Raw genomic sequence first — 24,521 nt, 5'->3', positions numbered from 1 at the left:
AGTTAACCTGTGAGCCGTCAAACTCAAGCCATCATCCACGCAGATGCCGTACTTCAAAATTTCAGAACATTGTCGTCTATGGCAAAGCACAGCCAGTCTATGGCCGTGATTAAAGCCGACGCCTATGGTCACGGTGCAATTAATGTTGCGCGCATACTTCAGCATGTGTCGCCGCGCTTTGCAGTGGCTATTATTGAAGAAGCGGTGGCATTAAGAGAAGCGGGTATCACAGTGCCAATAGTGGTGCTTGAAGGGGCGCATCAAGCCAAAGAGTGCGCAATGGCGGCGCAATACGACTGTATCTTGGTGATGCATTCTTATGAACAACTACAGTGGATGCAAAAGTGTGAGGTATCTAAACGCCCGCATATTTGGTTAAAAGTAGATAGTGGTATGCATCGACTGGGTTTTTCTACCGACGACATTGTTCAGGTTGTGGCTAAAAACCAAAGCCTGCTTACCAACGAGACCACTTTGGTAACGCATTTCGCCAGCGCCGACGATCCAGATAACGATTTTACAGCCACTCAAATAGCCGCCTTTGAAACCAAGGTAGCGTCTTTGTCGTTACCAGTTAGCCTAGCAAACTCGCCAGCATGCGTGAACTGGCCACAATCTCAAGCACAGTGGAATCGGTTAGGGCTCGGTGTTTATGGTGGAAAGGTTTCTACTCAATCTATCACCAGCACGTCGGTGCAGTTGTTCCCTGCAATGACCTTGCGCTCTAGCGTTATTGCACTTAGAGACATCGCTGAGGGTGAAGGGGTAGGCTACGGGCAAACCTGGCGGGCACAAAAGCCAAGTAAAATAGCGACAGTGGGAATAGGTTATGCCGATGGTTATCCACGACACTGCCCTAACGGCACGCCCGTAATGATAAGAGGGCAGCGCGCGTCGCTTGTAGGTCGGGTGTCTATGGACATGATAACCATTGACGTAACTCACATTAATAATGTTACCACTGGCGACACGGTAGAGCTGTGGGGAGAAAACATCTCCATCAGCGAAGTGGCCTCTTGTGCGGGCACCATCGATTATGAGCTGATGACACGCGTGTCCAGTCGCGTCCCTCGTATCGTGAGATATGCCTAAACTTTTATGTAGAGTGTTTCCCACTCAGAAACTGCACTACACGGCGAATCGCTAAAATTTTATTAACAACTATTCGACAAAAGAATGAGGCGCTTTGGCCTACCTTGTGTCTATACTGTTGTTGGTTGACGTGTGTGTGAGGTGAATGTTTCATCATCGACAGCGTTGCCAATACTCATAAGTGAGGTTTGTATGCGTACTTCGTTTTCAAGACCGAGAGTGAACCGTGGCGCAGTAAGTCGTCCACCAACGCCTGTTAAAAAAGAAGCAGTAGCTAAAGTAGACGCCAACGTACCTAAGCGGTAAAAATACAAATAAGCAATTCAAAAAAGCCCGATTAATGTGAGTCAATCGGGCTTTTCTTTTGCGCGCCACGTCAATTTGGCTGGAGTTGTGTGGCCAACGGATAGCACACCAGACGTTTAAAGTTGCATCAGCTATTTTGAGGGTGTAATCCGTTGTCTAAATGTTCGTTCTGTTCGCCTGTGAGTGTGGTGTTGTTAGCGTCAGCACTACTCACGCTTTTACTGTTGTTCTTGTTTTTTGATACCGGCGCGTAACGCTCTGGGCGGTGATTAAGCGATATCACCATGTTAAGGCAAAGCGCTGCAAGAATAGAAATTAACACAAGATGCCATTCTATAAACTGTAAGGCGCATAACAATATGACGCTATCTACCGATAGCTGGAAAAAACCGGCTCGTATATTAAAGCGCTGTTGTAAGAAGAACGCCATAATGCCGATACCACCTAAGCTAGAGCTATGACGAAACATCATTAGCATACCCACACCAATGAGAATGCCACCAAATACCGCGGCAAAAAATGGGTTCACGTGGCTTATATCAACAAAGGCTGGTATTTGTTCGGTAAGCACCGATACCGTGGTAACAGAGATAAAAGTATTGATAGTGAAACGCTTACTAATTTGCGTCCACGCTAAGGCGTAAAAGGGAATGTTAATGAGAAAGAAGAGTACGCCAAAGTCTATATCCACTGCGTAGGTACCAAGCAATGCTAAACCTGCAGCACCCCCTACCATTAAGTCTTGAGACTGGAATAAGAACACGCCAAACGCAACAAATAAACCCGCACTAACTAAAGCGAATACATCTTCGATGACACTGTGATTTGGTTTTTGCATGATAAAGAACTTGCGTTAAGAATACACAGTGTAATTGTACGTTTACAACATGCGGGAATATAGGGGGGAGCGGCTAACTTAAAGTCGGCAAATCAGCGAATGGTATGCATGCCTTTACGACTCTTATCTCTTCCGTAAACAAGGTGTTGCCGCTATGTAAACGTTGCACCAAATTGTGACAACCACTTCAGTACAAGGCATAAAATGACCGCGTTCAATCACGCACTAACAGGTTGTTGCCTAATCGAGAGTGGCACTCCAAACGATGTCTTGTTTATTAAAACTAATATTGCACTGCATAATGCCAAAATGGAGCGGACTGGACGCTTCTATTCTGCTGCCGTTAGCGACAAATTCCGTATGCCACGTTAAAAGCTCAGCGGTGTTCAACTGACGCTCTACATTGGCTTTTGATATACCAGGATAGAAATTGTCGCATAAAATGATGACTTCTCTTCGCGCTTCAATCCAGTAAAAAGTCACGGCAATGAGCGCCGCAATAGCAGCGATTGCAGCAATATCCGCAAGAATTGAACGTTTCATAGCATGCATTGTTTTACCTCTATCATTGCGCGGTGGCAGACTACATCGAGAAGTTTCAGACACTATAATGAGTTAAAAGTGCGTTTGCAGGTTAATAAAAAAAGATACGGTTCCTACTTAAGCGCATAAACATATCATGACCACGTGTGGGATATAAAGAATGCAAAATAGGGAAATGTGCTGTCGTAACGCGGTTGTTTTCTAGTTAGAAAACCTGTTGGGAGCTTATGTAGCAAAAGGCCGCATTACACAAGCCTGTGTTGCACACGCAAAGGCGAACGTATTAACTGTCAATGTCATACGTTATATTTTTGTAAGGTTTGCGCTGGGCTGATACCATTACTGCAAATCTATCGGCGTAGAATTATTTTTTGAAAGCTAGGTAATCAAACACCTTTCGTAAGCCTTCTTCTTCTCTTGTGTCGCCAATTTACTTGTAGGAACTGCAATGAAAAAACTCCCCATCGCGCTATCGCTGCTTGTCGGTAGTGGCATCGGTTGCTCTATCGGAGCTATTGGCTTTAGCAAATCAGCGATAGCTGACGAATTACCTTTTACTCTTTCTGGTCATGCACGTGTTAACTACGGGCATCAAGACTGGCTTATCCCTGATTTTAGAGACGGCTTTGAATTTGAATCCTTTAAACTGGGTGTGGCTGGCGAATCTGATCAATTTAGCTATAAAGCGGAGTACCGTTGGTATGAAAATGTCGACTTCAATACGGTTCGTTTTGCCGATCTAACCTATCACTTTAACGATCGTACAGAGATTACCGGTGGTATTACGCAAACGCCTTTTGGCTTACAGCCCTTCGCCAGTAACAGTTTCTGGTTTTCAGTCAATTACTACCTAGGGTTTGAAGACGACTACGATGCTGGCGTTAAAATAAATCATACGCGAGGCAACTGGGATTTTCAGGCGGCCTACTTCATGAACGATGAATATAACGACGCTGCGAAGTTTAGTCGTTATTCCTTCGATGTTGCTGACGATGGTGAGTTTAGAAACTCAGAAGATGGACAGTATAACTTGCGTGCAAATTACACTGGCCGTTTTATTAGAGGTGCTACCACTGAGATTGGTGCGTCTTATCAGTATGGTAATATTCTCAACTTAGATACCTCTAGCAGTGGCGATATGAATGCCTATGCCCTGCACATGCGTCATACCCAAAATGACTTTAAGGTAGAACTTCAGTATATCAATTACGAATACAACTTAGCTGCGCCTGAAGGTCAGGCTGACGATCGTTTAGCGCTATCTTCGTTTACCTTTCCTTTTTTGGCAGCGGCAGACGGACAAACCTACTCGGCCAACCTCATCTACTCGGTGCCATACGACTTTGACAATATATCGTCAATGACATGCTACTCAGAGTTCAGTCTTGCTAAGGGTGATGATGCCTCAGGTAAAAACTCATCTCAGTGGGTGAATGGCTGTAGCGTGGGATGGGATAAATTATTCATGTATGTGGATAGCATTCGAGGCAAAAATATGTGGTTTAGCGGTGGCCCGGGAATTGGCTTAGACATCGGCGGCCTGCAAGACACCACGCACAGGCTTAATATTAACCTTGGAATTTATTTCTAAGCGCTTAGGGGAATGATTATGAAAACAGTATTTACCATTATATGTTTACTTGCCTTTATACCATCGGTGAGCCACGGGCATGCGTGGTTAAAGTTAAAAATAGCCACCGCTGAGTATGCGCCTTATACCTCATCGAATATGCAGCATGGCGGCTATATAAACCATATCATTACTGATGCGCTGTTAGAAACTGGAGTGCAGGTTGAGTATGTATCAATGCCATGGGATGAAGCGTTAGAAGCTACCTTGGCCGGTGAGTATGATGCGCTATCTTACGGCAATTTTGTTCGCTCCAGAGAAAATGAGTTTTTTCACAGCAAGCCAATTAGCGCTGAAAGTTTAGTCTTTTATGTGAACAGCGAAAATGAAATACGTACGTGGTCTGAGTTAAGCGATATTGCCGATTTGAAAATGGGTATTACAGAGGGATACCTCTACAACGATGAGATTGCTGCTTTTATAGAGAACAATGAGAATGTAGTAAAACGCGAAAGCGATCAGGAAAACTTTGAAGCACTAATCAATGGCGATATTGATATTTTCCCTATTGATGAATTAACGGGTTGGTATCTATTAGAGCGAGAATTCACTGACACTGAGCGAGATAACGTGGCCCTTATTTCTCCTAATATTTCTACCGTCACTACCCACCTTCTTGTGCCTAAGGATAAGCAAAATAGTCAGCTAGTGCTTTCACTATTCAATAAAGGTATTGATGAGCTCACATTAGAAGGCAAGCTGACACGGTTTAAGCGCTTGTTAAAAGAGGGCTACTACCAGCATCCTCAGAAAAAAGTGCACTACGATAGACGATAGCCCAATACAAATAACGCGCTACACGTAAACAGATAGTGCGTTATGAGTAGCTCTGCGTATAATTACAACCCATAATTTTTTAGGTCTTTATGGGTTGTTAATGCGTTCTTTTTATAGTCGGTTACCTTTACTCTTCGCTTTTCCTTTCTTTCTTTTCTCTATAGCGCTGATTATAGTGTCGCCACTTGTGGCTAATAATGCGTTAGCGGATACAGCGATACACAACGACAACCAAGTGCATGTGGACGTATCAGGCTCACTAAGAGTGCGCTATGAGTCGCTGCACAACCCTATTTTTCCTACTACGCGTGAGCAGCGCGAGCAAAACAATGAGCGTATTTCTACCCGAATCATTGTTAACACTACGGTAAGCTACAACAATATTAGCGCGACTTTAGACGTAAGAGACTCCAGAGCATTTCTTGATGATAACGACCCCACATTGGGTGCCAATCAGGTCAATACACTGGAGCCTGTGCAGTTCTATGTCTCTTATGCGCCAACCTCACTAGCCAATATAGACGCCATCAAAGTAGGGCGTATGGAGCTTGATTACGGCAGCCGTCGCCTGCTAGCAAAAACCATCTATCGCAATGCTACAAACAGTTACGACGGGGTAGTGGTAGACGCCACATTCTCACAGTGGAATGTCAGTGGTATATATATTCAGCCTGTGGTGCGTTTTCCTCTTGATGCAGCAAGTGTTGATGCAAATGAGCGAGCATTTGATAAAAGCTACAGCGAGAGACGGTTATTCGGCGCATACATCGCCTCTCCCGATGACAATGTAAAGTTACAAAGCTACTGGCTAAAAGAAGATGACGGCGACCAGTTAGCCACGAATAACAGAGATTTGTATACCTTATCCGTAGATTATACCAAAGCGTTTAGTCATGGTTGGAAGGGCAACGTAGAGATAGTCGGTCAAACTGGAACCGCAAGAGAAACCAGAGCCGCCGATGACACTCTAGATAAAGACGTTCGCGCCTACATGCTTTTTGGCTATCTAGGCAAAAAGATTACTGCCAATACCTTTTTACGCGCCGAGGTAGATTACATCAGTGGTGATAACGATACGTCAGACAACAGAATTGAGAATTTCGACAGTTTATTTGGTGTTAGGCGTTTTGATTTTGGGCCAACGGATGTGTATCAAGCCATGCCCCGTAGAAACTTGAAAACGGTAGGGTTGCGCAGCATTAGCAAACCTGCAGGCGCCCACCATGTACTGCTTGGCTATAAAGCCATGTGGTATCAAAAAGCCCCTGAAAGTGTGGATGATTTTATCGGCCATCAAGTAGAGGCTAGATGGCGCTATAACGTATTACCTAATTTGCGCTTGGCTATTGGCGGTGCGTATTTGTTTAAAGGGCGGGGCTTTGAGCGCGGCGACTATAGCGATAACAGTGCGTTTGTTTTCACAGGTGCAATGTACAGCTTTTAACCGCCGTTTACTGATACCTGATGCGTCTCGCTAGTAGAAATGAGTTAACCTTTTCCCTGTGTAATTAACCTGTTATCTTTGCTCATCGTTTGCTAATAGTTAAGAGAGCACCTTGCCATTTATGTCGCTAATTTCCCGTTTTCGGGCACTCTTATCGCTCCTTGGGCCCGGAGTGCTCATGGCCACAGCGGCCGTTGGAGGAAGTCACCTTGTAGCGTCAACGCAGGCAGGGGCTAAGTTTGGCTGGCAGCTGGCCATACTCATTCTTGTGGTAAATATACTGAAGTACCCTTTTTTTAGGGCCGGGGTAAGCTACACCATAAGCACTCAGAACACCCTGCAGCAGGGGTATCTTAGTATGGGTAAGCGCTATTTAGCGTCGGCGCTGTGCTTAAATATGCTCGCCTCTGTGGTGAATGCCGCCGCACTTTTACTGTTCGCCGCCAGTTTACTTTCATATTTTGTGCCTTTCGATATCGCGATCACACTCTCCTCATCCTTGGTATTGGGCCTTATTTTAATCATTTTGTTAGCAGGGCATTTTGAAGGCCTAGACAATATTGCTAAGGGCATAATGGGCATCTTGGTGTTAGCGACTATTGTGGTGTTTGTTGTTGCCCTAGTGGGGTACGCCCCGGTTACGCCCAAAGAGACACCTCCTTCTCCATGGACGTTAGCAACCCTCGGATTTTTAGTTGTTACCATGGGCTGGATGCCTGCGCCTATCGAAATATCGTCAATTACGTCGCTGTGGCTAAAGCGCCAGTGCAAAGACAAAGCGGTTACTCCTAAAAGCGCGCTGTTCGATTTCAACCTTGGCTACGGCGTAACGGTGTTGCTTGCCATGCTGTTTTTAGGGCTAGGTGCGTTGGTACTCTATTCAAGCGGCACGCCTCTGGCCACAAGCGGCATAGGGTTTTCTCATCAGCTTATTAGCATGTATTCAGCCACCATTGGTGAATGGGCCCATGGGCTTATAGCGCTGGTGGCCTTTCTGTGTATTTTCGGCTCGGCGCTGACCGTTTACGATGGTTATGCGCGAGTGGTCGCAGAGGGTATTTCGCTGCTTTTACCGAAAAAAGCGGGCGAAGCAGCAAACAGTGAAAAAGGCTCTCAGAACGCTCTGGTTACAATAGTGCTGCTTGTTATGGCAGCGATAAGTTTTGCCATAGTGCTATTTTTTAAATCAGCGCTGTTAGCCATGCTAGGGTTTGCGATGACCCTCGCTTTTGTGACAACCCCAGTTTTTGCGTGGCTTAACCATAGATTAGTGGCCCGAAGTCAGCTGCATGAAGACGCCGCCCCAAGCAAATGGGTAACGGCAATAAGCTATATGGGGCTTATATATTTATTCGGATTTTTGCTGGTCTTTGTTTGGTGGAAATGGTTGGCATAATGCGAACTAACACACACATTAGTCTCTAAAGCGAATAATATCGCCCACGGAGCAAATAAATTTCACCAGCTTATCGTGCTCATACAATTCGCTCATTAAGGTAATGGGTTTTTGTCGTAATGAGTCGCTTGCAATAATGTTTTGCCAATTAAGCGGTGTTACCGATTCATTGGGCCGGGCGTTTTGTATTTCTTTGAGAAATGCGTCGGCAATGATGCCTTGCCCTATCGCTGTAGGGTGCACCCCGTCTAGGCTAAAAATACCGCCAGATAAAATGTCGCCTTCAGTCGATGTATCGTAATACTTGGTGTCGATGGGAGGATAAATAAACTGTAAAGCCTCGGGCAGTGGGTAGGTAGGCTCTCCAAAATTACGTTTCCACGCCATTTCAGTTAAGTCATTACCAATATCAACAATATGAAAGCGCTCGCTACCTAAAGCGTCATTTTTAGCGGCCACCAACGCTTTAATACTGCGATTAAACTCGACGATAGTTTTATCGATGAATACCGCATCTCTAAACGGGAGGTATTTACCACAACCCTTTGCAGCTGATTCTGACAGCGGAAAATAAGAATAAAACTCATAATAAAGGGCCTTTTTATCAGGCCGAGAAGGATCGGTTATTACCCGCTTTTCGCCCATTCCTTTGGCAATAGGCGCAATAGTGACCAAAGGAACCGTGCCAACGAAAACTTTCCAGTCACTTTCCTTATTGTCTGCCATAGCGTCAACAACCTTGTTTAACAGCATGTCGTATTCGGCGTGAAAGTCGTTGGGGTGCCATAAATTCCATTGGCTACGCTCCTTGCGCGAAGCCTGTAGCACTCGTTCGGGGTCGTTTGGTGTTTGGGCTATATTGAGGCTTAACACCGTGCCTAGCGCGTTATTGGCGCCAAGCCACAGGCAGAGATTTTCAACGCCTTCTTCTCTCGCGCAATGCTTAAGCCAGTCAACGGCGGTAAAGTTGCCGAAGGTGTCTAATCCTTTATCGCCTAATGGGTTAAGTACGCGATAGGCATTTCTGGAAAAAGGCGTACTCACGGCTTGAAGGTAGCCATCGCCGGTGGCGGTGCTGTTTGCTATCACATCTAGGCATGAGCGGGGAGTGACCATAAAGGCATCGCCCACATCCATCCCTTCTACGGCCACATTGTGAAAACCTTGCGAGTCGAAATCGCTACCCACGGGTTTACCCGGCATGCCGTCACCACGCTCGAAAAAGTCTTCAGCCTGATCGAGCACGCTATTAATCACTGAAAATGCATTTAGCCATTCGAGGCCACGAATGTTAGCGCCGAACTTCCTTTCCAGCGCCCTAAAAATGCGTTCTAAATCGATTTTTGTTTTATAGCGCTCGTCCCAGCGAAGGTAACGGTAGTTGGGTTCGCCAAGCGCATCGGCAAGCAGTGTGCTGTAACTGAGTCGCGTGTTAGCGGCACTGCCTGACATAAAGCCTTGGGAAATGCTGTCGCCTATAGTAAATATTTTGGTCATTGAGGTACGTCCGTGCTGGGTAAGTGAGGACCCCACTCCAATAACATCAGCGCAATGACACCAGCGCAGTAGAATTTGTGTCCGTTTACTTAATTCAAGAGTGGTTAATGTAAAATAGACTGGTTAAATTTTCAACAGTTAAAGTGTCAGGCAGCTTAGACCTCAAAAAGCAAAGGTCTCAAACAGCTAAGACCTCGAACAGCCAAGACCTCAAAAAGCTATAAACCGATCTGCAAACTAAACTGCTATTAAACCCGAGATAAAATCTCTGATTAAGCCTATGCTCAAACAGGTGCTCAAGCTGTTGCTCAAATTGGCAAGCAAACCGGTGGCCGCAGAGTGATGCACTAAAATTTTTGCTTTCTTCTTTTTATTGGGAAAAGCCCTAACCAAAACCCTGCCTCAAAGATAAAGCCAAGTACGACAAGAGCAAACAGACCCGTTTCAAAGCCCATGCTGTATGAGAATAACGCAGCAAATAGAAATAATAACGCAATGGTGATACGAATAAATGGGGGCATCAGAATACTCCATATTGGTATGCCGAATTGTAATTATAGTGCATTTAGTAAAGCCATTAGCTAAAACAACGTAAGCGTATGTGTCTGAGCCTTAAGTTTCATTGCTGCGAGAGCCAACGAGCCTTTGCTTGGTTCGACTGAAACATACGCTTGTTGCCCTCAAAGCTATTAAATAGGTGTTCATGAGCCGCTTTTGAAAATGTGTCAGTGCGTTCGGTGTATTGCGAAATCCAGTGTATAAGCATATCTAAGTTGGCGTCTTGGGCGTCCTTACTCTCGTATTTATGTGGCTCCCAAGGCCTGTTTTTGGCATTTTGTATACAGTCATTAGCGGATAAATTGAGAAAAAGCACGTTACTGGCCAAAGGAGTAACAAGCGCTAATAAATCAGAATAACATCCTTCAATTACCCAGTGAGTATGTGTATTTACAAACGCATCTATCAACGCTTTAGACTCTGCCATGGGCATTCGCGCTGGTGGCGATTGCGGTTGCCACGCTATGGTGTCTAAGTCTAAATGGGCGACACCGTATGTATTCGCAAGCCCTTTGGCGAGGGTTGATTTTCCAGACGCAGAGTTTCCAAAAATCAGAGTGTTAGTTAACATGGCGTTTCTCGTGACCCGCTTTCAAAGGCGGTGACTCCCCAATACTGGCTTGATTTGCAAGTTTGCTTTAAGCCGCAATTGCGAAAGTGTTTTCTCATATGTAAATTTAAGTAACCGTGGGCAAATACAATTACCTTACCTTCTTTTTGCGCAATGGTGATTAATTCTTGTGCTGCAGTTTTAGCGCGCATTTTTGCTTGTCGATAAGATTCGAACGGGCCCATTTTTCCTACCGTCCATAAAGCTCGGTTTACATAAACCCAGGTCCACGCGTTTAGGGTAAAAGGTAATTTGAAGCGCGGAATATCCATCTCTCGATATAGCGCCGATGTGAGGTCTGGAGATTTGTTGAGTGCAATTTCACAGCTATGAACAGCACGAGGCAAATCGCTAGACACCACGTAGTAATCATTAAAGCTTTCAGTAAATACAATGTTTGGGCGACTAGTCTTAGCCACCATCGAGTGATTGTAATTCCTTACCCAGTTTGCGAAGCCCGCGCTTCCCAATCGAGTATTTTGGGATTTTTCTGGTTTTCCGTGTCGTACTAGCACTATTTGCATATTATCTAGTTTCACTTCCGTGTTATCACTACTATTGAAGGGCAACGCTTATTAAATGAAAAACCCTATTAAATGACAAACCCTATTCAATGACAAACCCATGTTACCTATATATGGCTGTTAAACTTCGCTGCTTTTCAACAAGGTTACGCCCAGCCAAGCAAACCATACTATCTGACTTACGCCAAAGATTTCGGTCAATACGTCGGCAGGGTACACAGTGAGTACACCAACAGATCCAACAAATAATCCAACAACGTTAAACGCTTTTGGCAGCGTTTGGCTTTGTAACGCCGCAATGCTTATCAGTAAAACCCATAGTCCACCTACCACTTCGTTTCCGCCACCCAACCCTTCTACTACGGTGTAAACGGTGCGCCACATTATCATTGCTTGTTGTGGCTCTGTGGTAGCAAGGTCTATGGCTGCGGCTAAGCCAATATTCGCTATCATACCGCTGGCAATCACTAAGCCTACCCAAACCACACCAAATACAGCGGCGAGTGAAGAAAGTGTTGGAGCCCCTTTTTTTAAACGTTCGTGAAGTGCCAGTACTAATACCGCTAATACAATGCCAAAAAGGACATACATAACGAAGTTAACAATGGATAGCACTGTTTTGTTTTCGGCGAGAAAGGCAAATTGTTGCGCTGCATCGGCGCCACCGGGTGAGCTCCAAAACGCACCAAAGAACACAAACGCCGAAACATAAATAACGGCTTCAAATAATGCAGCTACGCCGCCTGTTTTTTGTAAGTTACTCAAGCTGTATATTCCCAAGGGTTAAACATCGCTATACACCACTACACACCAATGGGGTCAACACCAGCGCCAATCACTATGTCCCATTGTCTTACCGTCCAGTTTGTTACTAGACCATTAACCACGTAGGGGTCGTTTTTAGCAAACTGCTTTGCCACTTCGTCGCTATCGCCTTTAAAAAGCAACACCGCTGAGTCTGTGGGGGCAGATAACGCTCCACCTAAACAGAGCTCACCCCGTTGAGCCGCCTCGTTAGCCAATTGAATGTGCTGTTGTCGATACTGCTGCCTTGCTTCTAGATAGCCAGGAATAACCGTGTAGGTAAGTAAGAAAAACATACTAATTTCTCGGTGGGTAAAACGCGAAAGCTCAATGTCAAATTGGAGCATACAGCATTGTAAATACTAGTTTTCGATATAATAAATTTATTGTGTGCGCTGACACTATAAATAATCGGCTTGTTCAAATTTATGAAAGCCTGCTCGAGTAAGGGCTGTTAATTCATCAATAAGAGTGTCGTCGAACGTTTTAAAATTGAAGCAAGACTTGCCCTGCATTCGTTTTTTAAGTTCAGGAGACACCTTGTCGAGTAATTCAGGAAAGACATAAACTGGCATCAGGTGAAAGCTAACGTAATTCTTATTGACCTTGGCTGAGGCGAAATACATTGGCTGTTTATTTTTCATAACATGATGGGTATTTAGATAAAAGTGGTCGGGTTCGTTGATGGCAACCACCATATCCTGTTTATAATTCATCAGAATGTTTTTTAAATAATCAAAGATGATGTCAAAGTCTTTCAATTATAATCTCCCTAAACCGAGCTTTAAATATAGCGCTGTTAAGTGAGACATCAAATAGTATTAAAGAGCGTTCTAAAAAGTGCTGTAAAAGGCATTTTAAAAAGACGGCAAAAAGGCCGAACAACGAAACCGTACGATTGTGGCGCTCAATCGTGCTTATAAGCCTGTTATTCTAGCACCTTTCCGTTTTCTTCATTTTTCCGCGCAACTCAGTACAAGGATATTCTTATGTTTGCGGTCGACCACATTATTTTACTCAGCGCTGTTCTTGCTATACTTGGTGTATTAGCCAGCAAATTGTCGCCGCGATTTGGCGTGCCGGTGCTCGTTCTCTTTTTAGGTGTTGGCATGCTCGCCGGAGAAGATGGCATTGGCAGAATTCTTTTTGATAACGTGGATGTGGCTCATTCAATTGGCACGTTTGCGCTTATTCTTATCTTGTTTGATGGTGGCTTACAAACCTCGAAAAGGTCGATAAAGCGAGCATGGAAACCTGCGGCACTTTTAGCCACCCTTGGTGTGGTGGGAACCGCTACGGTCACAGGCATAGCGGCCATGTATATTCTGAACTTGCCGCTGTATATGGGGCTGCTGCTTGGCGCTATTGTAGGGTCGACAGATGCTGCTGCGGTATTTTCTGTACTGAGAAATGCAGGCATTACGATACCTGCAAAAATTAAGGCCACGCTAGAATTAGAAAGCGCATCAAACGATCCCATGGCCATATTTCTCACCGTTGGGTTAATTACACTCATAAAAGACACCTCTACCCAGCCTATCGAGCTGGCGTCGCTATTTGTAAGTCAAATGGGAGTAGGGGCCTTGGTGGGGGCCGGTATTGGGGGTGTTGCGGTATGGATTTTTAGAAGGATTACCCTAATGGCTATTGGTTTATACCCGGTGTTTGTCATGCTGTTCGGGGTGTTAGCGTTTGGCTTGGCCGCAAATTTAAACGGCAGCGGCTTTCTAGCGACCTTTATAACGGGCGTTATTGTGGGAAATAGTCGTTTTTCTTATCAACGGAACACCTTTGTGTTTCTCGACGGGCTTGCGTGGCTTGGGCAAATCGCCATGTTCGTTATCTTAGGCCTATTAGTTACACCTACCGATCTCTTTCAAACCTGGAAAGAAGGGTTAATCATAGCTTTCGTGCTTATATTTGTTGCGCGGCCGTTAATCGTCATGCCGCTAATGATGCTAAGTCGTTTTTCGTTTAAAGCATCACTATTAATATCATGGGTTGGGCTTCGCGGCTCAGTGCCTATTATCTTGGCTATATTCCCACTGATATTTGAGCTACCGAATGCCGACCTCATATTCAACGTAGTGTTTTTTATCGTACTTATATCTGCCTTACTGCAAGGCTCTAGTTTACCCTTTGCAGCGAAAAAGCTGGGGCTAGTGCTGAATGCAAAGGCGAAAGAATCAAGCACTATCGAAATAGTAAAGGTGGCCAAGAGCAAGCGAGAGTTAATAGAAATAGAGTTGATAGAAGACTCACCAGCAATAGGGCTGTCGATTGGTGAGCTGGTGCTGCCTGCGCAAACGATTATTGCGGTAGTTGCGCGAGGGGAGGCTACGTTAATCCCTAAAGGCAGTACACGCTTAGAGGTAGGCGATCACGTATTTATTATTACCAAGCTGCTTGATAAACAAGCCGTTGAAAGCTGCTTTTATCACGATAGTTAAATGGCACTAAATGGGGTGAAAACGCATTAACATTCACCCTCCTAATGTTTAATATTTAATGCCTAGCGCCTAGCGCCTAGCGCCCAGTGCCTATCGCAGAGTATATAGTTGTGCCTCTACAATACGGCCATCTTCTAGGGTTACGTGTGAAACAACACGTAAGTATGCATCGCCTTCGAATTCGTCGAGACTAGCCCAATGTTGGGCTAGGTTTGCAGAGGTAAATACAAAGCCTTTAACCTCTTCACCGCGTTCATCCAGCGTTAAACCAGGAAACCCCATTTCGGCGCCCCAGCCTACATTTTTGAGAACGCCTTTCACGCTTCCTTTATCCCAGGTGCCACCAATATTACTTAAAATGTGTTCATTAGGTCGACCGCGGCCTAGTGTTCCATACACAAATAATTTATCGCTCATCAAAAACTGCTTCCCAATATTTTATTTTTCGATAATTACGTTACTTAAGCAAAGCACCACGCCAAAAGAGCGCATTGCGCGTTAAAAAGTTTATGCATTTGGGTTACGTGCAAATTCACGTATTTGAATATGGTTGCCCTCGTTGTCTACAATATTAGCCACTATAAACATGGGGTTTGCCCATTCACCGTCTAGTGCCTCACCACCTAACTTTATCGCTAGTGATTTGGCATTTTCAATACTTGTCACAGCAAAAAACAATTTTACAGCGCTTACGCTACTATGGGGAATAGCAAAAGGCGGTATGTGAATAATCAGGTTAAAGCCATCTTTATCTAGACTGATAAAATCAGCGGTTTCCCTGACCACTTTCATACTAAAAAGCTGCACATAAAACGCAGATAAATTTTTTAGATTGTTAGAGTAAATAATTGCTCCATGATGAGCGGGACCAGCCATGTGTAATTCCTTACTGTGTAATTAGATAGAAAATCAACTTGCTTTGATACTCTATGCTAAACCGCTAATGCCTTTTTTATGAAGTAGGTTGCTTAGCTCTTGTTTGCTTTGTTCTGGGGTCTTGCCGGCAGTGTCTAGAATGATGCTAGCTGATTTCCAAGGTTCATATTCTCTTGAAATCACGCTGTCCCATGAGGGAAGAGCAAGATTTGGAATGTCACACTGCCTGTTTTCCATACGCTGTTTATGCTCGACTTTGTCGGAGCAAATAACTTCTATCTCTATATAAGGTGAAGCAGCTTTGCTGGCTACTTCTATCCATTCCTGGCGTGATTCTAAAACCGGATTCGTGGAGTCTGCAATTACAGAGAGGCCGTTTTTTAAATTGTCTAAAGCAAGTGCGAAAGCTACGTTATAACCCTCGTCATAGAGTGCATTAAAGCCACAGTTTTTTAATTCTTGTTCGATGGTGTCGATACGAATATAAACGGCGCTTAACGATGTGGCTAAATACTTTGAAAGTTCGGTTTTACCCGAGGCTGGTAAACCACCAAAAATATACAGCATAGTATTGTAATGATTCCTCTCTCGCACTGCTTAAACCTTGGCTTGCTAGTTTATTATATCTATTATTACTCTGAACCTTCGATTTGAATTAACGGAAGCTTTTGCCCTTTCAAGTCAACTCTATAAACCGCATGGTTTTCAATTAACAATGCTTCGCTTGCCCCCGCGGCATGGTCAACATCAACTCGAATTACGTTATCATTAAAGTCGAAACTAATGTGGTTTGTCAGCGTGTGACCTATGGCTATTTTTTTCGCGTCATATATTGTCAATATTTGTTCGATATGGCTTTCACTTGCTTTCTTGCCTAACCCATAGTGACTCATATCCTTAGCTAAGCCTCTATAAAACAGTAAACCTTCTGAGCTATGTAGGATGTGCCCTTCGATATTTTTCACAATGGTTCCTGTTGTTACAAAAGACTCTTTTGCTAAATTATCGATGAATTTTAACGTTGGCTTTTTATCCAATACCTCGGGGGATATACCACCGTGAACGTATAGAACATCGTTTATCTTCAATAAAACCGGTTTAGTCCTCAGCCAGCGGCCTAGCACAGTTTCTTCCGACCACAACTGGCGTTGCGTCATGTTGGTCGCGCGGTATGTACCAAAATACTTTTTTGCTACAGATTTTGTTCTGCCATCCAATAAGTAACGTTCATGATTCCCAAGAATATAATGAAGATTGCCACCGGCCTTTCTTGCCTCAGCTTCAAGTTTGTATAATAGCCAAAGTGTTGGCACAACATTCGTGCCTCGGTCTACCATATCGCCAACTAACACCAGATGCCCTTTACCAAAGCTCCAATTTAAGGAGGTGTCTATCACACCATTGGCGGCGAGAATATTCACGGTTGCGTCAAAGTTTCCTTCGATATCAGAAATAGCTAACACACTTTCGGTTGTGGAATAGTTCAACTTGGAGCGAGGGTATGAGTATCGCAAAGGTACTTTAAATTGGGTTTGATTTTTATTGTCTACAGTGACTAAAAGCTCACCATGAACAGGTGACTTTGTAACGTTGTTAATTGACTGCTCGTTACTTTCAACTCTCAACGCTAACGGTTTATTTGAATTGACAAAAACATAAGGTCCGTCATGCTCGACGCGTTTATTTTGATATCCAATAAATAGCCATTCGTCGGTACTTTCAGAGTACCCCAAGTAGCGTCCGTCCGTGACTCTAATGCCCGTTCCGCTATACCTGCTAACTACTGCAAGTGATATAAACAGAATAAGGATTACTGTAGTCACAATATACAAAAACTTTTTCAAACTAAAACTTCCTTGTTTTAAAACTTTTACGACGGTCTGAATGCACACAACAGCCAAATGTGACGTAACACTCCAATAAGTGAATGTGCAATGGCTAAGCCGCTCTGCTTGTATGCGCCCCAGCGAACGAAGATATTGAGTGTATTGGGTTGTAATGTGTGCTCACGCTAAAACGCCATTTAGTAGCATGCCAGGCATAAAAAAGTAAAAAGCCCATAAACCTGAACTTGTAAAAAGAAGCGCAATTGCACAAAAAGAGGCTTGAACAAAAAAGACAGATGGCTTGGCTGAAGCACTCAGCTTGAAAGCGATAACGGAGGTCTGCAAACATTCTTTAATAGCCTTGTATTTAATGGCTACCCAAGAAATGAGTGGTGCTAAGCTGGCAAAGACGAGAGCAAACGCGACTTCCACGCCGCCTAGTTGCACTAAAAAGGCAATTTCTGGCAATAATGCCGCCGCCACGACCATCGAAATGCCGATAATAGCGCGTTGTAAATTGGTTAATTCATTCCATGACTTCATGATTTTCTTTTTAGTACATAGCTTTTCAATAACAGCCGGTGATTCATGAGGCTATTTCGAGAAGGTTATTAACAATCTCTGAGGTTCCAATCACGTTTCATATTTTATAAAAGGTGAAATTATTCACATTCTGCTAGTTTAAACCACAGAACCTTTTAAACATGCCTACTGTTGAAATCATTGGTTGGGTTCCTAGCGTGTCCACGTTTTTAAATGCTGGGTCGTCTAATGAGTCTGTTTCGGGTAATACGATAGTAACTATGTCGCCACTATTATCCGTATAGATTGAAGACCAGTATTCAGCACCTCTTTCCAATGCAAGCTCTGTGTAAACGCACATCATCCAGCGAGAAGCGCTAGCAGAGCGTTCTTGAAAGTTTGGAATGTTTAACACTGATACAGCTTCATTTCTTTCAACTTCAGTCACAACAAAGTCGAAAGCGGTAATATCTCTGTCTTTAGATGATACAGAGAACAGTGTTTCTCCATGCAAGTTGAAATGCATGAAGGCTAAAGTGATAAAGCTTGTTAAAAAAATACGTTTCATTATTTTTAAGTCCTTTTAGGTAAATAACCGCCACATTAATAAGCCAAAAATTGTTGTATAAAATCAGTGATGAAGTAGCAAAAGCCAATGGTTATTTGTCTTGCTTTACCGATTTGTTAGGCATTTTGTCGTCAATTTTCGACGCTATAGAGACTAAAGCCGCAATCAAGCAACTGGAAAATAGGATAAATAATCCTAGTACTAATTCTTTCCAATATTTCGAAAAAGCAAAAATACCATATCCTCTTTCGACTTTTTGTCCTGCGTCTGACCAAGCTACCTTGACTACAGCATAAAACATATCATAGAAAGCGTGGTATAAGTTCATACAAATGAACAGGCATCCGATTAAGAATCCTATGCGTGAAACTAATAAAACTAAAGTTAGATCTTCGGTCACCACTTTTTTAAAAGGAACTAAGAATAACGCTTTGGTCATAACTTTTTTAAATTGTACTAAGGATAAAACTTTGGTCATAACTTGATCTAATGGACTGAAATACAATAGATACTCCTTGTTTGACTAACTTTCCAATAACGGGCAAAAATACGTAGGCTATAATAATGAGCGAAGCGAGTCTGCGTGTTTTGTGCCTAGCGAGTTTATTGAGTTGTTCTATTTCAATCACTCAAAGGCTAAAGTATAGAAACACCTTCGGTTTGCAGTACTGTTCGGGCATCAGCACGCTCAATTACTTTTAACAAGGTAGTTTGAATAGTTTCATCTTTTCTCGCATCTCCTTCACTCGAAAATTTTTGCTCTTGTAGAGGAGCACCTTCTTCAGCCGTAAAGCCAACGATAATTTCTGTTGCAAGCTCTGCCGTCTGACCGAAATAAGAAATTGAAATTTGAGGGTACCCCTGAAATCCTTTTTTGACTCTCTTTGCTATACGTTTTGTAGATTTATCTAAATTCATAACAGATATCCGATGAAATTGGTCTTACCCACTAAAAGTGGAAATCCATAATGTCCCACTAAGGGGCAAAAATATGAAGGTCAGAATAACAAGCGAAGCGCGAGGAGCCTACGTGTTTTTATCCTAGCGAGCTTGCGAGCGAGTTAATGCATTTGTTAGTTGCCGTAAATCCAATGGGTGTGCTAACGTTTGTGCGTACATTGAGTAAGGAATTTACTATGGATACTCGCATACAATTTAGAGTAGACGAAGAAACTAAACGGCTAGCTCAGAAAATGGCCGAAAGCCAAGGGCGCACTTTAAGCGACGCTTGTAGAGAGCTTACGGAAGAGCTTGCTGAACAGCAACGCAAAATAATTACCCATGAGCAGTGGCTTACTGAAGAGGTGAATGCTGCGTTTAATAAATTAGAAAGTGGGCAAAGTAAGTTTGTCAGTCATGAAGAGGCAAACTTGGACATGGAAGCTCGAAAAATGAAAATTAGGAATAAAGCCAAAAAATGATCGTGTGGGAAAAGAGTTCGTTGGACGATCGTGAGGCTATTTTCGAGTTTTTATACGAATTTAATCCATTAGCAGCAGAAAAAACTGATGCAATAATTGAGAAAAAAGTTGAAAACTTGAACCAGCAACCTCTTATGGGAGTGGAGAGAGAGGGTATACCGGGAAGATTGTTAATAATTCCAGAGGTCTCAATGATCGTTTCATATTTCATGAAAGATGACATTATTCACATTCTTCGAGTTTTACACCAAAAGCAAAAATTTCCTGTAGGCAACTAACTTTTAAATAAGGGGCGCAGACATGTGGGGCATAATGGCGAAGCCGCGCAACGTAATCGCCCCAGTAAACGACTTAAGCGTTTTTTATGTAACTTCCCTAAAACAACCACCTGTTGAATTCGAAACTCACTGGCTTGGTGGTGGTATTAGCAATGCTAAAACGGTGTAAATTATTAGACCAGCGCCACCGGTAATATAAGATTGCACCGATATTCAGAAGTAAAAACGCCCCAGCGAGCAGCGCGAGTGCCTTTAGTGTTTTGTTCGGTTTTTCACAGTTCCCATGCGAGCAATATAAACGATACGAAAAAAAAGAGTAAATATGGTAATGGTCTGCCGATACCTTTTACAAAGATTGAAGTCCTAAACCAAATAGACAAAAAAAGAAGTATTAGAGTGATTACTGCCCACAAATAGACTTTTGCTCCATTTGGGTTTCTTAATACTCTGACCTCGAACTTTCTAAACAAAGAAACATTTTCGCTGGCGCGAATTGTCAATGTAACTCCTTTAGGGAACTCTTTGTTGAATGTGCCATAGTTAAGCGTCCCATAATACCGTTTTGTTTGCCCTGAGTAGCTTGCTGCTCTTGGGTTTAAGACTAATGACCAGTTTTCTGTACTGCCTTCCGTTAGAAGTAACTTGATAGTTACCTTTTCTTGACTTGTTTTGCGTGAGCCACCGTAACTTACGGTGGCTCTGAAGCGTTCAGAATCCATTCTATTTATTAAGCAAATAGACTCTTTTTTAGTCACTAAGTCTGCACTGCACACGACGTCAGGATTTGAAAGTTCACTTTGGAAGACGATTAAAAACCATATAAAACTTAACCCAGAGAGAGAAAAGAGAACTTTTGAACGGGTGAATAATTTCACAAGAAACCTAGCGCCCTGTTAACAGGCAAAAAATAGTCGGTTAAAATTAGCGATGAAGGAGTAAAACCAACTGTTTTTTGTCATTGTTTAACAGCTTGTTATATGCAATTAATTACACGCACAACCGGTTTGCCCATTTTTTAAAGGCCACTCTTCATAATTACCATCAGAGCATTGGCTTTTAATAAGCGGACATTGTGCGGCATTTCTGGAAAAATCCTTCCCTGTCACACTTTCTAAAACTTGGTCTTCCACTCCATCTGAAAAGCTTTGAGATGAACAACCCGAGATGACGACTAATAGGATAATTGAAAAATATTTCATGCTGCTTCCTTTTGCATATAACTTTTAAATATGGGGCACAAACAGGCAGGCTATAATGGCGAAGCGGCCCCGTGCTAGCGTCCCAGGAGAGTTCACCCATAAAAGTGGACACTGGTTTTAATTGTTAATTTAACCCTTATAACAGCTGATAGTAGCAACAGCTTCTAATATTGAAGATTGATTATCGTGCCAGCCTTCTGAGGGTGAAGAATTTGAAATGCCTTTAAGACTGATGTTTTCTCCAAATTTAGACCTACTAAATTCGTAATATCTAGAACGGCACGCTTTTCTAGCTGCAAGATGTATCTTATTTTTGACTGCAACTTTCCCTTCCGATATTGGGCCTTGCGCAGTAATGCGATAAGAGTTTTCTGATAGTTGTTCTACAACTGGCTCCTGTTGTACCGCGCAACTTAGCAGAGTAAGAAAAGCAAATGTTAGAAAAGTAAATCTCACCTAAAATCCTTCTTTGGCATATAACGTCCTACTTTGGCGGCACAATCGCGTGGGCTATACTGCGAAGCAGAGCCCGCGTGTTTGTGTCCCCAACATTTTATTGTTAGGCGGCATGCAGATCTATTGGCTGCACGTTATCCAAGTTAATGCTCTGCTTTGCTTGCCAAAGATCATAATTGTTTTGCATGCTAAGCCAACTTTCAGGGCTTCGCCCTAATACTTTTGATAGCCTCAATGCCATTTCTGGTGTTACTGCACTTTTGCCCTTAACGACACGATTTAGTGTTGAAGCGGCGACACCAAGATGGGTAGCGAGCGCCCTGCAACTTATGCCGTGTGGCTTCATGTAAATGGATTCAATAAATTCACCAGGATGTGGTGGATTGTGCATATTCATTAGTGATAATCCTCGTAATTTAAGATGTAAGCATTACCATCCGTGAACTCGAACGTTACTCTCCAATTACCGTTAACTGATATTGACCAAATATTAGACCTTTCTCCCTTGAGTTGATGGAGAGAGAAACCTGGTAGATTAATGTCATCGATATCTTGTGCGGTATGAATAGCTGCTAACTGCATACGAAGCTTTTTCGCGTGCTTAGTCTGGATGCCTGAAGTTTTCCCTTTTTCGAAAAATAGCTTCAGATCTTTATGCTTAAATGACTTAATTATGGGGTAAAGTGTAGCGCATTGCGCAACGCGGTGCAACTTGCCGCCTAACACCAAATTAAGCGGCGTTGCCCGCTCTTGCCAATGACCGCTTCAATTTCCTTGTTATGTGCTGCAACCTCTCTCATATACTTCCTTATATGCAACTATTTGAGACGAACAACTCTCGGTATTTAAAAAATTAATGTAGCAAGACTTAGTTATTGTGGTCTTACCATCAAACAATTCAGGTTTATTCCAGGTCGGACATAACTTAGGATTATGCATTTCAGTAAACACTTCATAAGTTACCCCTAAGATCGAGTGTTGCTGTGAAGACTTTCCAGTTTTTAAATCTAAGGTCGTCGTTACCTTTTCTAAATAAGGCGCGGTTATCAACACAACGCTCAATACTAAAGCAATGAGTAGAATCTTCTTCATTCAAACTCCAATATACTCGGGCACATAACTTTAAAATATGGGGCGCAAATACGTGTGCAATAATGGCGAAGCCGCGCACGTGTTTGCGTCCCAGCGAGTGCCATAATTTGTTTGTTATATGACATAAAGCTCACGGTTTACTCAATGCTGAATGATGAATAAGCCAATAGACAGCGGCTACAAAGACACCACCAACCAAGACAGCTAGTGTCCAAATTACTGGCCCCACGAACGCTAGTTGATGATTTTCGTCGTGCAATTTACTTGAGTCATTAAATATAGCGGCACTAAATGCGAGGTGCACAATTATAGTTGCTATAACTGGCAACATTGCCCACATAGACATTGACGAAAAGAAATGAGAATTAAAATCCATTTATTATGTTTCCTTTTTTATTTAAACCTAATTGGCATATAACTTTCCAATAACGGGCGCAGACGCGTGGGACATAATGGCGAAGCCGCCCCGCGTGTGTTGATTGGGTAGTTATGTGCGTAGCTTTATAAGAGCAAAGCGCTCTTGCTTTTCTAAAGCAAATCCGAGCGTAAGTACCATAAAAGCCCCCATTGGTAGCCAAGTTTTACCTGCGAACAAAACCGGTAAAAAACCACATGAAAAAGCAAACAGCCACTTTACAGGGCGGGGTACTCGAAAATATAAAACTGTAAACAGTGTCGGCTTGTTAACGTAAAAAGCAATAAGACCAATTAATAGGACCGTGAAGAGAAGATAACCAATAACTACAAAATCCATTCGCTGAGTTTCCAAAGCTGGTTTTAACCTAATTCTAGTTTAATCTGATTATCATCAAATGTTCAATAGCACATAACGCTTCAATAACGGACGCAGGCACGTAGGGCATAATGGCGAAGCCGCGCGCGTGTTTGCGTCCCAGGAGAGTTCCAGTGAGCGCGAGCGAACGACAACAGTTGTTTGTTAGTAGCGGACCTATTTAAAACCTAAATAAAGTACAAAAACAGCCATAGAAAAAGGGAGTACTAAAAAGTTAAATGTAGTTTCAACATCCCTTTTGAATACTGCCCTGATGCCAATATAGCTATTAAACAGTGTTACTGCTACCGATAAAAAGCCAACGATGATTAGCTTAACAGAGTAGTCCATATTCGGATGAAATAAATAAGCAACTATTGCCGGTGGGATTAGAAGTGGTATCTCCGCCACGATCCAAGAAACTTGATTTAAATATTTAAGGTATTTTTCTGTAAAACTCATTGAAGGCTGCTAACGCCCAAATTCATCGCGGAAAGCCGCGCAGCTGGTTGACGTCACAGTCAGCGCTTTTTGCTGGCGGTAATATTTGCTTGTTAGCAACTTGATTAGTAAAAGCCGGATACACCAATAATACCTACAAGTAAAAAACAAAGGGCATACGATTCAGCAAAACCAATACTTCTAAAATTAAATAAATCCGAAATAAGTCTGTTCCAGATTTCCATAAAAAGCTTACTTACTGTAGACACAACCAACAGACTACAGAAAAACAACACACATAGAGCAATGATTGGGTTTTCTATCGTATCGAAAAGCGTCTCGCTCTCGCGTGGCCCCGCAGTGTAGTTGAATATCCAGTAGTCCACGGTATAAACAAGAAAAATTATAGCAGTCCATAAAACATTAAATTTTGTATCAATTTTCTTCATGTGATTGAGCTCCTTATCAGGCTAACTTTCCAATAACGGGCGCAGGCACGCAGGGAATAAGGGCGAAGCCGCCGTGCGTGTTTGCGTCCCAGCCCGCACAGCGGGCGTGCTTAATTTTTTTGTTATATGACATTTCTCAATCAGCCACTAAG

34 protein-coding genes are annotated in these 24,521 nt (G+C 43.0%); 8 read left to right on the top strand and 26 right to left on the bottom strand.

The window, feature by feature from the left end; genetic code table 11:
• Window positions 1–9: 9 nt before the first annotated feature.
• The gene (alr, locus tag JV36_RS0103620) at window positions 10–1,092 is read left to right on the top strand and encodes an alanine racemase (protein WP_032095416.1); all 1,083 of its coding nucleotides are present in this window, start codon (window positions 10–12) and stop codon (window positions 1,090–1,092) included.
• Window positions 1,093–1,525: 433 nt separating this feature from the next.
• Here alr and JV36_RS0103615 read toward each other — a convergent pair whose 3' ends face one another.
• Entirely contained in the window at window positions 1,526–2,236 is a 711-nt protein-coding gene (locus JV36_RS0103615; protein ID WP_032095415.1) for a YitT family protein, read from the bottom strand.
• Window positions 2,237–2,476: 240 nt separating this feature from the next.
• Window positions 2,477–2,779, bottom strand: a complete 303-nt coding sequence (locus tag JV36_RS0103610; protein ID WP_235207752.1) for a hypothetical protein — start codon at window positions 2,777–2,779, stop codon at window positions 2,477–2,479.
• Between the two features lie 448 nt (window positions 2,780–3,227).
• Here JV36_RS0103610 and JV36_RS0103605 point away from each other — a divergent pair, with 448 nt between their 5' ends.
• From JV36_RS0103605 to JV36_RS0103590, 4 genes are all read left to right on the top strand, one after another.
• On the top strand, window positions 3,228–4,370 hold the full coding sequence (locus JV36_RS0103605) for a hypothetical protein (RefSeq protein WP_032095413.1): 1,143 nt from the start codon (window positions 3,228–3,230) through the stop codon (window positions 4,368–4,370).
• 18 nt (window positions 4,371–4,388) lie between these two features.
• Window positions 4,389–5,186, top strand: a complete 798-nt coding sequence (locus JV36_RS0103600) for a substrate-binding periplasmic protein (protein WP_032095478.1) — start codon at window positions 4,389–4,391, stop codon at window positions 5,184–5,186.
• A 100-nt stretch (window positions 5,187–5,286) separates the two neighbouring features.
• On the top strand, window positions 5,287–6,630 hold the full coding sequence (locus JV36_RS0103595; protein ID WP_032095412.1) for an alginate export family protein: 1,344 nt from the start codon (window positions 5,287–5,289) through the stop codon (window positions 6,628–6,630).
• Window positions 6,631–6,751: 121 nt separating this feature from the next.
• Window positions 6,752–8,026: an NRAMP family divalent metal transporter gene (locus tag JV36_RS0103590; protein WP_032095411.1), complete on the top strand. Its 1,275-nt coding sequence runs from the start codon at window positions 6,752–6,754 to the stop codon at window positions 8,024–8,026.
• An 18-nt stretch (window positions 8,027–8,044) separates the two neighbouring features.
• Here JV36_RS0103590 and JV36_RS0103585 read toward each other — a convergent pair whose 3' ends face one another.
• The 7 genes from JV36_RS0103585 to JV36_RS0103560 all read right to left on the bottom strand — a co-directional run bounded on the left by JV36_RS0103585 (window position 8,045) and on the right by JV36_RS0103560 (window position 12,780).
• Window positions 8,045–9,523, bottom strand: a complete 1,479-nt coding sequence (locus tag JV36_RS0103585; RefSeq protein ID WP_052010104.1) for a hypothetical protein — start codon at window positions 9,521–9,523, stop codon at window positions 8,045–8,047.
• A 347-nt stretch (window positions 9,524–9,870) separates the two neighbouring features.
• Window positions 9,871–10,044, bottom strand: a complete 174-nt coding sequence (locus tag JV36_RS19750) for a hypothetical protein (RefSeq protein WP_200883130.1) — start codon at window positions 10,042–10,044, stop codon at window positions 9,871–9,873.
• A gap of 98 nt (window positions 10,045–10,142) precedes the next feature.
• Entirely contained in the window at window positions 10,143–10,652 is a 510-nt protein-coding gene (locus JV36_RS0103580) for a shikimate kinase (protein WP_032095410.1), read from the bottom strand.
• A complete protein-coding gene (locus JV36_RS0103575; protein WP_152561517.1) occupies window positions 10,646–11,230 on the bottom strand; it encodes a histidine phosphatase family protein in 585 nt (194 codons plus the stop codon). Before JV36_RS0103575 ends, JV36_RS0103580 begins: the two co-directional genes overlap by 7 nt.
• A 105-nt stretch (window positions 11,231–11,335) precedes the next feature.
• Window positions 11,336–11,980 (bottom strand): DUF4386 family protein, encoded by a 645-nt coding sequence (locus JV36_RS0103570; RefSeq protein ID WP_032095408.1) that lies wholly within the window; start codon window positions 11,978–11,980, stop codon window positions 11,336–11,338.
• Between the two features lie 38 nt (window positions 11,981–12,018).
• Window positions 12,019–12,315: a YciI-like protein gene (locus tag JV36_RS0103565; protein WP_032095476.1), complete on the bottom strand. Its 297-nt coding sequence runs from the start codon at window positions 12,313–12,315 to the stop codon at window positions 12,019–12,021.
• A gap of 105 nt (window positions 12,316–12,420) precedes the next feature.
• The gene (locus JV36_RS0103560; RefSeq protein ID WP_032095407.1) at window positions 12,421–12,780 is read right to left on the bottom strand and encodes a hypothetical protein; all 360 of its coding nucleotides are present in this window, start codon (window positions 12,778–12,780) and stop codon (window positions 12,421–12,423) included.
• 228 nt (window positions 12,781–13,008) lie between these two features.
• Between JV36_RS0103560 and JV36_RS0103555 the strand changes: the two genes are divergently transcribed.
• The gene (locus JV36_RS0103555; protein WP_032095406.1) at window positions 13,009–14,469 is read left to right on the top strand and encodes a potassium/proton antiporter; all 1,461 of its coding nucleotides are present in this window, start codon (window positions 13,009–13,011) and stop codon (window positions 14,467–14,469) included.
• A gap of 90 nt (window positions 14,470–14,559) precedes the next feature.
• Here JV36_RS0103555 and JV36_RS0103550 read toward each other — a convergent pair whose 3' ends face one another.
• The 8 genes from JV36_RS0103550 to JV36_RS0103515 form a co-directional block, all read right to left on the bottom strand.
• Window positions 14,560–14,886 (bottom strand): gamma-glutamylcyclotransferase family protein, encoded by a 327-nt coding sequence (locus JV36_RS0103550; protein WP_032095405.1) that lies wholly within the window; start codon window positions 14,884–14,886, stop codon window positions 14,560–14,562.
• A 90-nt stretch (window positions 14,887–14,976) separates the two neighbouring features.
• On the bottom strand, window positions 14,977–15,345 hold the full coding sequence (locus JV36_RS19195) for a glyoxalase/bleomycin resistance/dioxygenase family protein (RefSeq protein WP_052010102.1): 369 nt from the start codon (window positions 15,343–15,345) through the stop codon (window positions 14,977–14,979).
• Between the two features lie 51 nt (window positions 15,346–15,396).
• On the bottom strand, window positions 15,397–15,912 hold the full coding sequence (locus JV36_RS0103540; protein ID WP_032095404.1) for an AAA family ATPase: 516 nt from the start codon (window positions 15,910–15,912) through the stop codon (window positions 15,397–15,399).
• 65 nt (window positions 15,913–15,977) lie between these two features.
• Window positions 15,978–17,189, bottom strand: coding sequence for a metallophosphoesterase (locus JV36_RS0103535; protein ID WP_032095403.1), 1,212 nt, complete (start codon window positions 17,187–17,189; stop codon window positions 15,978–15,980).
• Window positions 17,190–17,351: 162 nt separating this feature from the next.
• Window positions 17,352–17,714 carry a hypothetical protein gene (locus tag JV36_RS0103530; RefSeq protein WP_032095402.1) on the bottom strand — a complete coding sequence of 121 codons (363 nt, stop codon included), beginning with the start codon at window positions 17,712–17,714 and terminating at the stop codon, window positions 17,352–17,354.
• Between the two features lie 133 nt (window positions 17,715–17,847).
• Entirely contained in the window at window positions 17,848–18,261 is a 414-nt protein-coding gene (locus JV36_RS0103525) for a hypothetical protein (RefSeq protein ID WP_032095401.1), read from the bottom strand.
• A gap of 91 nt (window positions 18,262–18,352) precedes the next feature.
• Window positions 18,353–18,766, bottom strand: coding sequence for a hypothetical protein (locus JV36_RS0103520; RefSeq protein ID WP_152561516.1), 414 nt, complete (start codon window positions 18,764–18,766; stop codon window positions 18,353–18,355).
• A 131-nt stretch (window positions 18,767–18,897) separates the two neighbouring features.
• Window positions 18,898–19,179: a hypothetical protein gene (locus JV36_RS0103515; RefSeq protein ID WP_032095399.1), complete on the bottom strand. Its 282-nt coding sequence runs from the start codon at window positions 19,177–19,179 to the stop codon at window positions 18,898–18,900.
• Window positions 19,180–19,397: 218 nt separating this feature from the next.
• Here JV36_RS0103515 and JV36_RS0103510 point away from each other — a divergent pair, with 218 nt between their 5' ends.
• Together JV36_RS0103510 and JV36_RS0103505 are read left to right on the top strand one after the other, a co-directional pair.
• On the top strand, window positions 19,398–19,682 hold the full coding sequence (locus tag JV36_RS0103510; RefSeq protein ID WP_032095398.1) for a type II toxin-antitoxin system RelB/DinJ family antitoxin: 285 nt from the start codon (window positions 19,398–19,400) through the stop codon (window positions 19,680–19,682).
• Window positions 19,679–19,960 carry a type II toxin-antitoxin system RelE/ParE family toxin gene (locus tag JV36_RS0103505; RefSeq protein ID WP_032095397.1) on the top strand — a complete coding sequence of 94 codons (282 nt, stop codon included), beginning with the start codon at window positions 19,679–19,681 and terminating at the stop codon, window positions 19,958–19,960. Before JV36_RS0103510 ends, JV36_RS0103505 begins: the two co-directional genes overlap by 4 nt.
• Window positions 19,961–20,232: 272 nt before the next feature.
• Here the strand turns inward: JV36_RS0103505 and JV36_RS0103500 are convergent, their stop codons facing one another.
• From JV36_RS0103500 to JV36_RS0103455, 9 genes are all read right to left on the bottom strand, one after another.
• Window positions 20,233–20,835, bottom strand: a complete 603-nt coding sequence (locus JV36_RS0103500; protein ID WP_152561515.1) for a hypothetical protein — start codon at window positions 20,833–20,835, stop codon at window positions 20,233–20,235.
• Between the two features lie 108 nt (window positions 20,836–20,943).
• On the bottom strand, window positions 20,944–21,159 hold the full coding sequence (locus tag JV36_RS0103495; protein WP_032095395.1) for a hypothetical protein: 216 nt from the start codon (window positions 21,157–21,159) through the stop codon (window positions 20,944–20,946).
• A 129-nt stretch (window positions 21,160–21,288) separates the two neighbouring features.
• Window positions 21,289–21,615 carry a hypothetical protein gene (locus JV36_RS0103490; RefSeq protein ID WP_032095394.1) on the bottom strand — a complete coding sequence of 109 codons (327 nt, stop codon included), beginning with the start codon at window positions 21,613–21,615 and terminating at the stop codon, window positions 21,289–21,291.
• Between the two features lie 103 nt (window positions 21,616–21,718).
• Entirely contained in the window at window positions 21,719–22,012 is a 294-nt protein-coding gene (locus tag JV36_RS0103485; RefSeq protein WP_032095393.1) for a HigA family addiction module antitoxin, read from the bottom strand.
• Entirely contained in the window at window positions 22,012–22,290 is a 279-nt protein-coding gene (locus JV36_RS0103480) for a type II toxin-antitoxin system RelE/ParE family toxin (RefSeq protein ID WP_032095474.1), read from the bottom strand. The genes JV36_RS0103485 and JV36_RS0103480 overlap by 1 nt, the downstream gene beginning before the upstream one ends.
• A 547-nt stretch (window positions 22,291–22,837) precedes the next feature.
• The gene (locus tag JV36_RS0103470; RefSeq protein WP_052010101.1) at window positions 22,838–23,083 is read right to left on the bottom strand and encodes a hypothetical protein; all 246 of its coding nucleotides are present in this window, start codon (window positions 23,081–23,083) and stop codon (window positions 22,838–22,840) included.
• Window positions 23,084–23,194: 111 nt separating this feature from the next.
• On the bottom strand, window positions 23,195–23,461 hold the full coding sequence (locus JV36_RS0103465; RefSeq protein ID WP_032095391.1) for a hypothetical protein: 267 nt from the start codon (window positions 23,459–23,461) through the stop codon (window positions 23,195–23,197).
• 195 nt (window positions 23,462–23,656) lie between these two features.
• A complete protein-coding gene (locus tag JV36_RS0103460; protein ID WP_032095390.1) occupies window positions 23,657–23,941 on the bottom strand; it encodes a hypothetical protein in 285 nt (94 codons plus the stop codon).
• Window positions 23,942–24,045: 104 nt separating this feature from the next.
• A complete protein-coding gene (locus JV36_RS0103455; protein WP_032095389.1) occupies window positions 24,046–24,369 on the bottom strand; it encodes a hypothetical protein in 324 nt (107 codons plus the stop codon).
• Between the last annotated feature and the right edge of the window lie 152 nt (window positions 24,370–24,521).

This window comes from Alteromonas sp. LOR, assembly GCF_000753865.1.
Lineage (GTDB): Bacteria > Pseudomonadota > Gammaproteobacteria > Enterobacterales > Alteromonadaceae > Alteromonas.
Note: the sequence above shows the minus strand (reverse complement) of the source record. Positions and strands in the feature narration are given on the sequence as shown.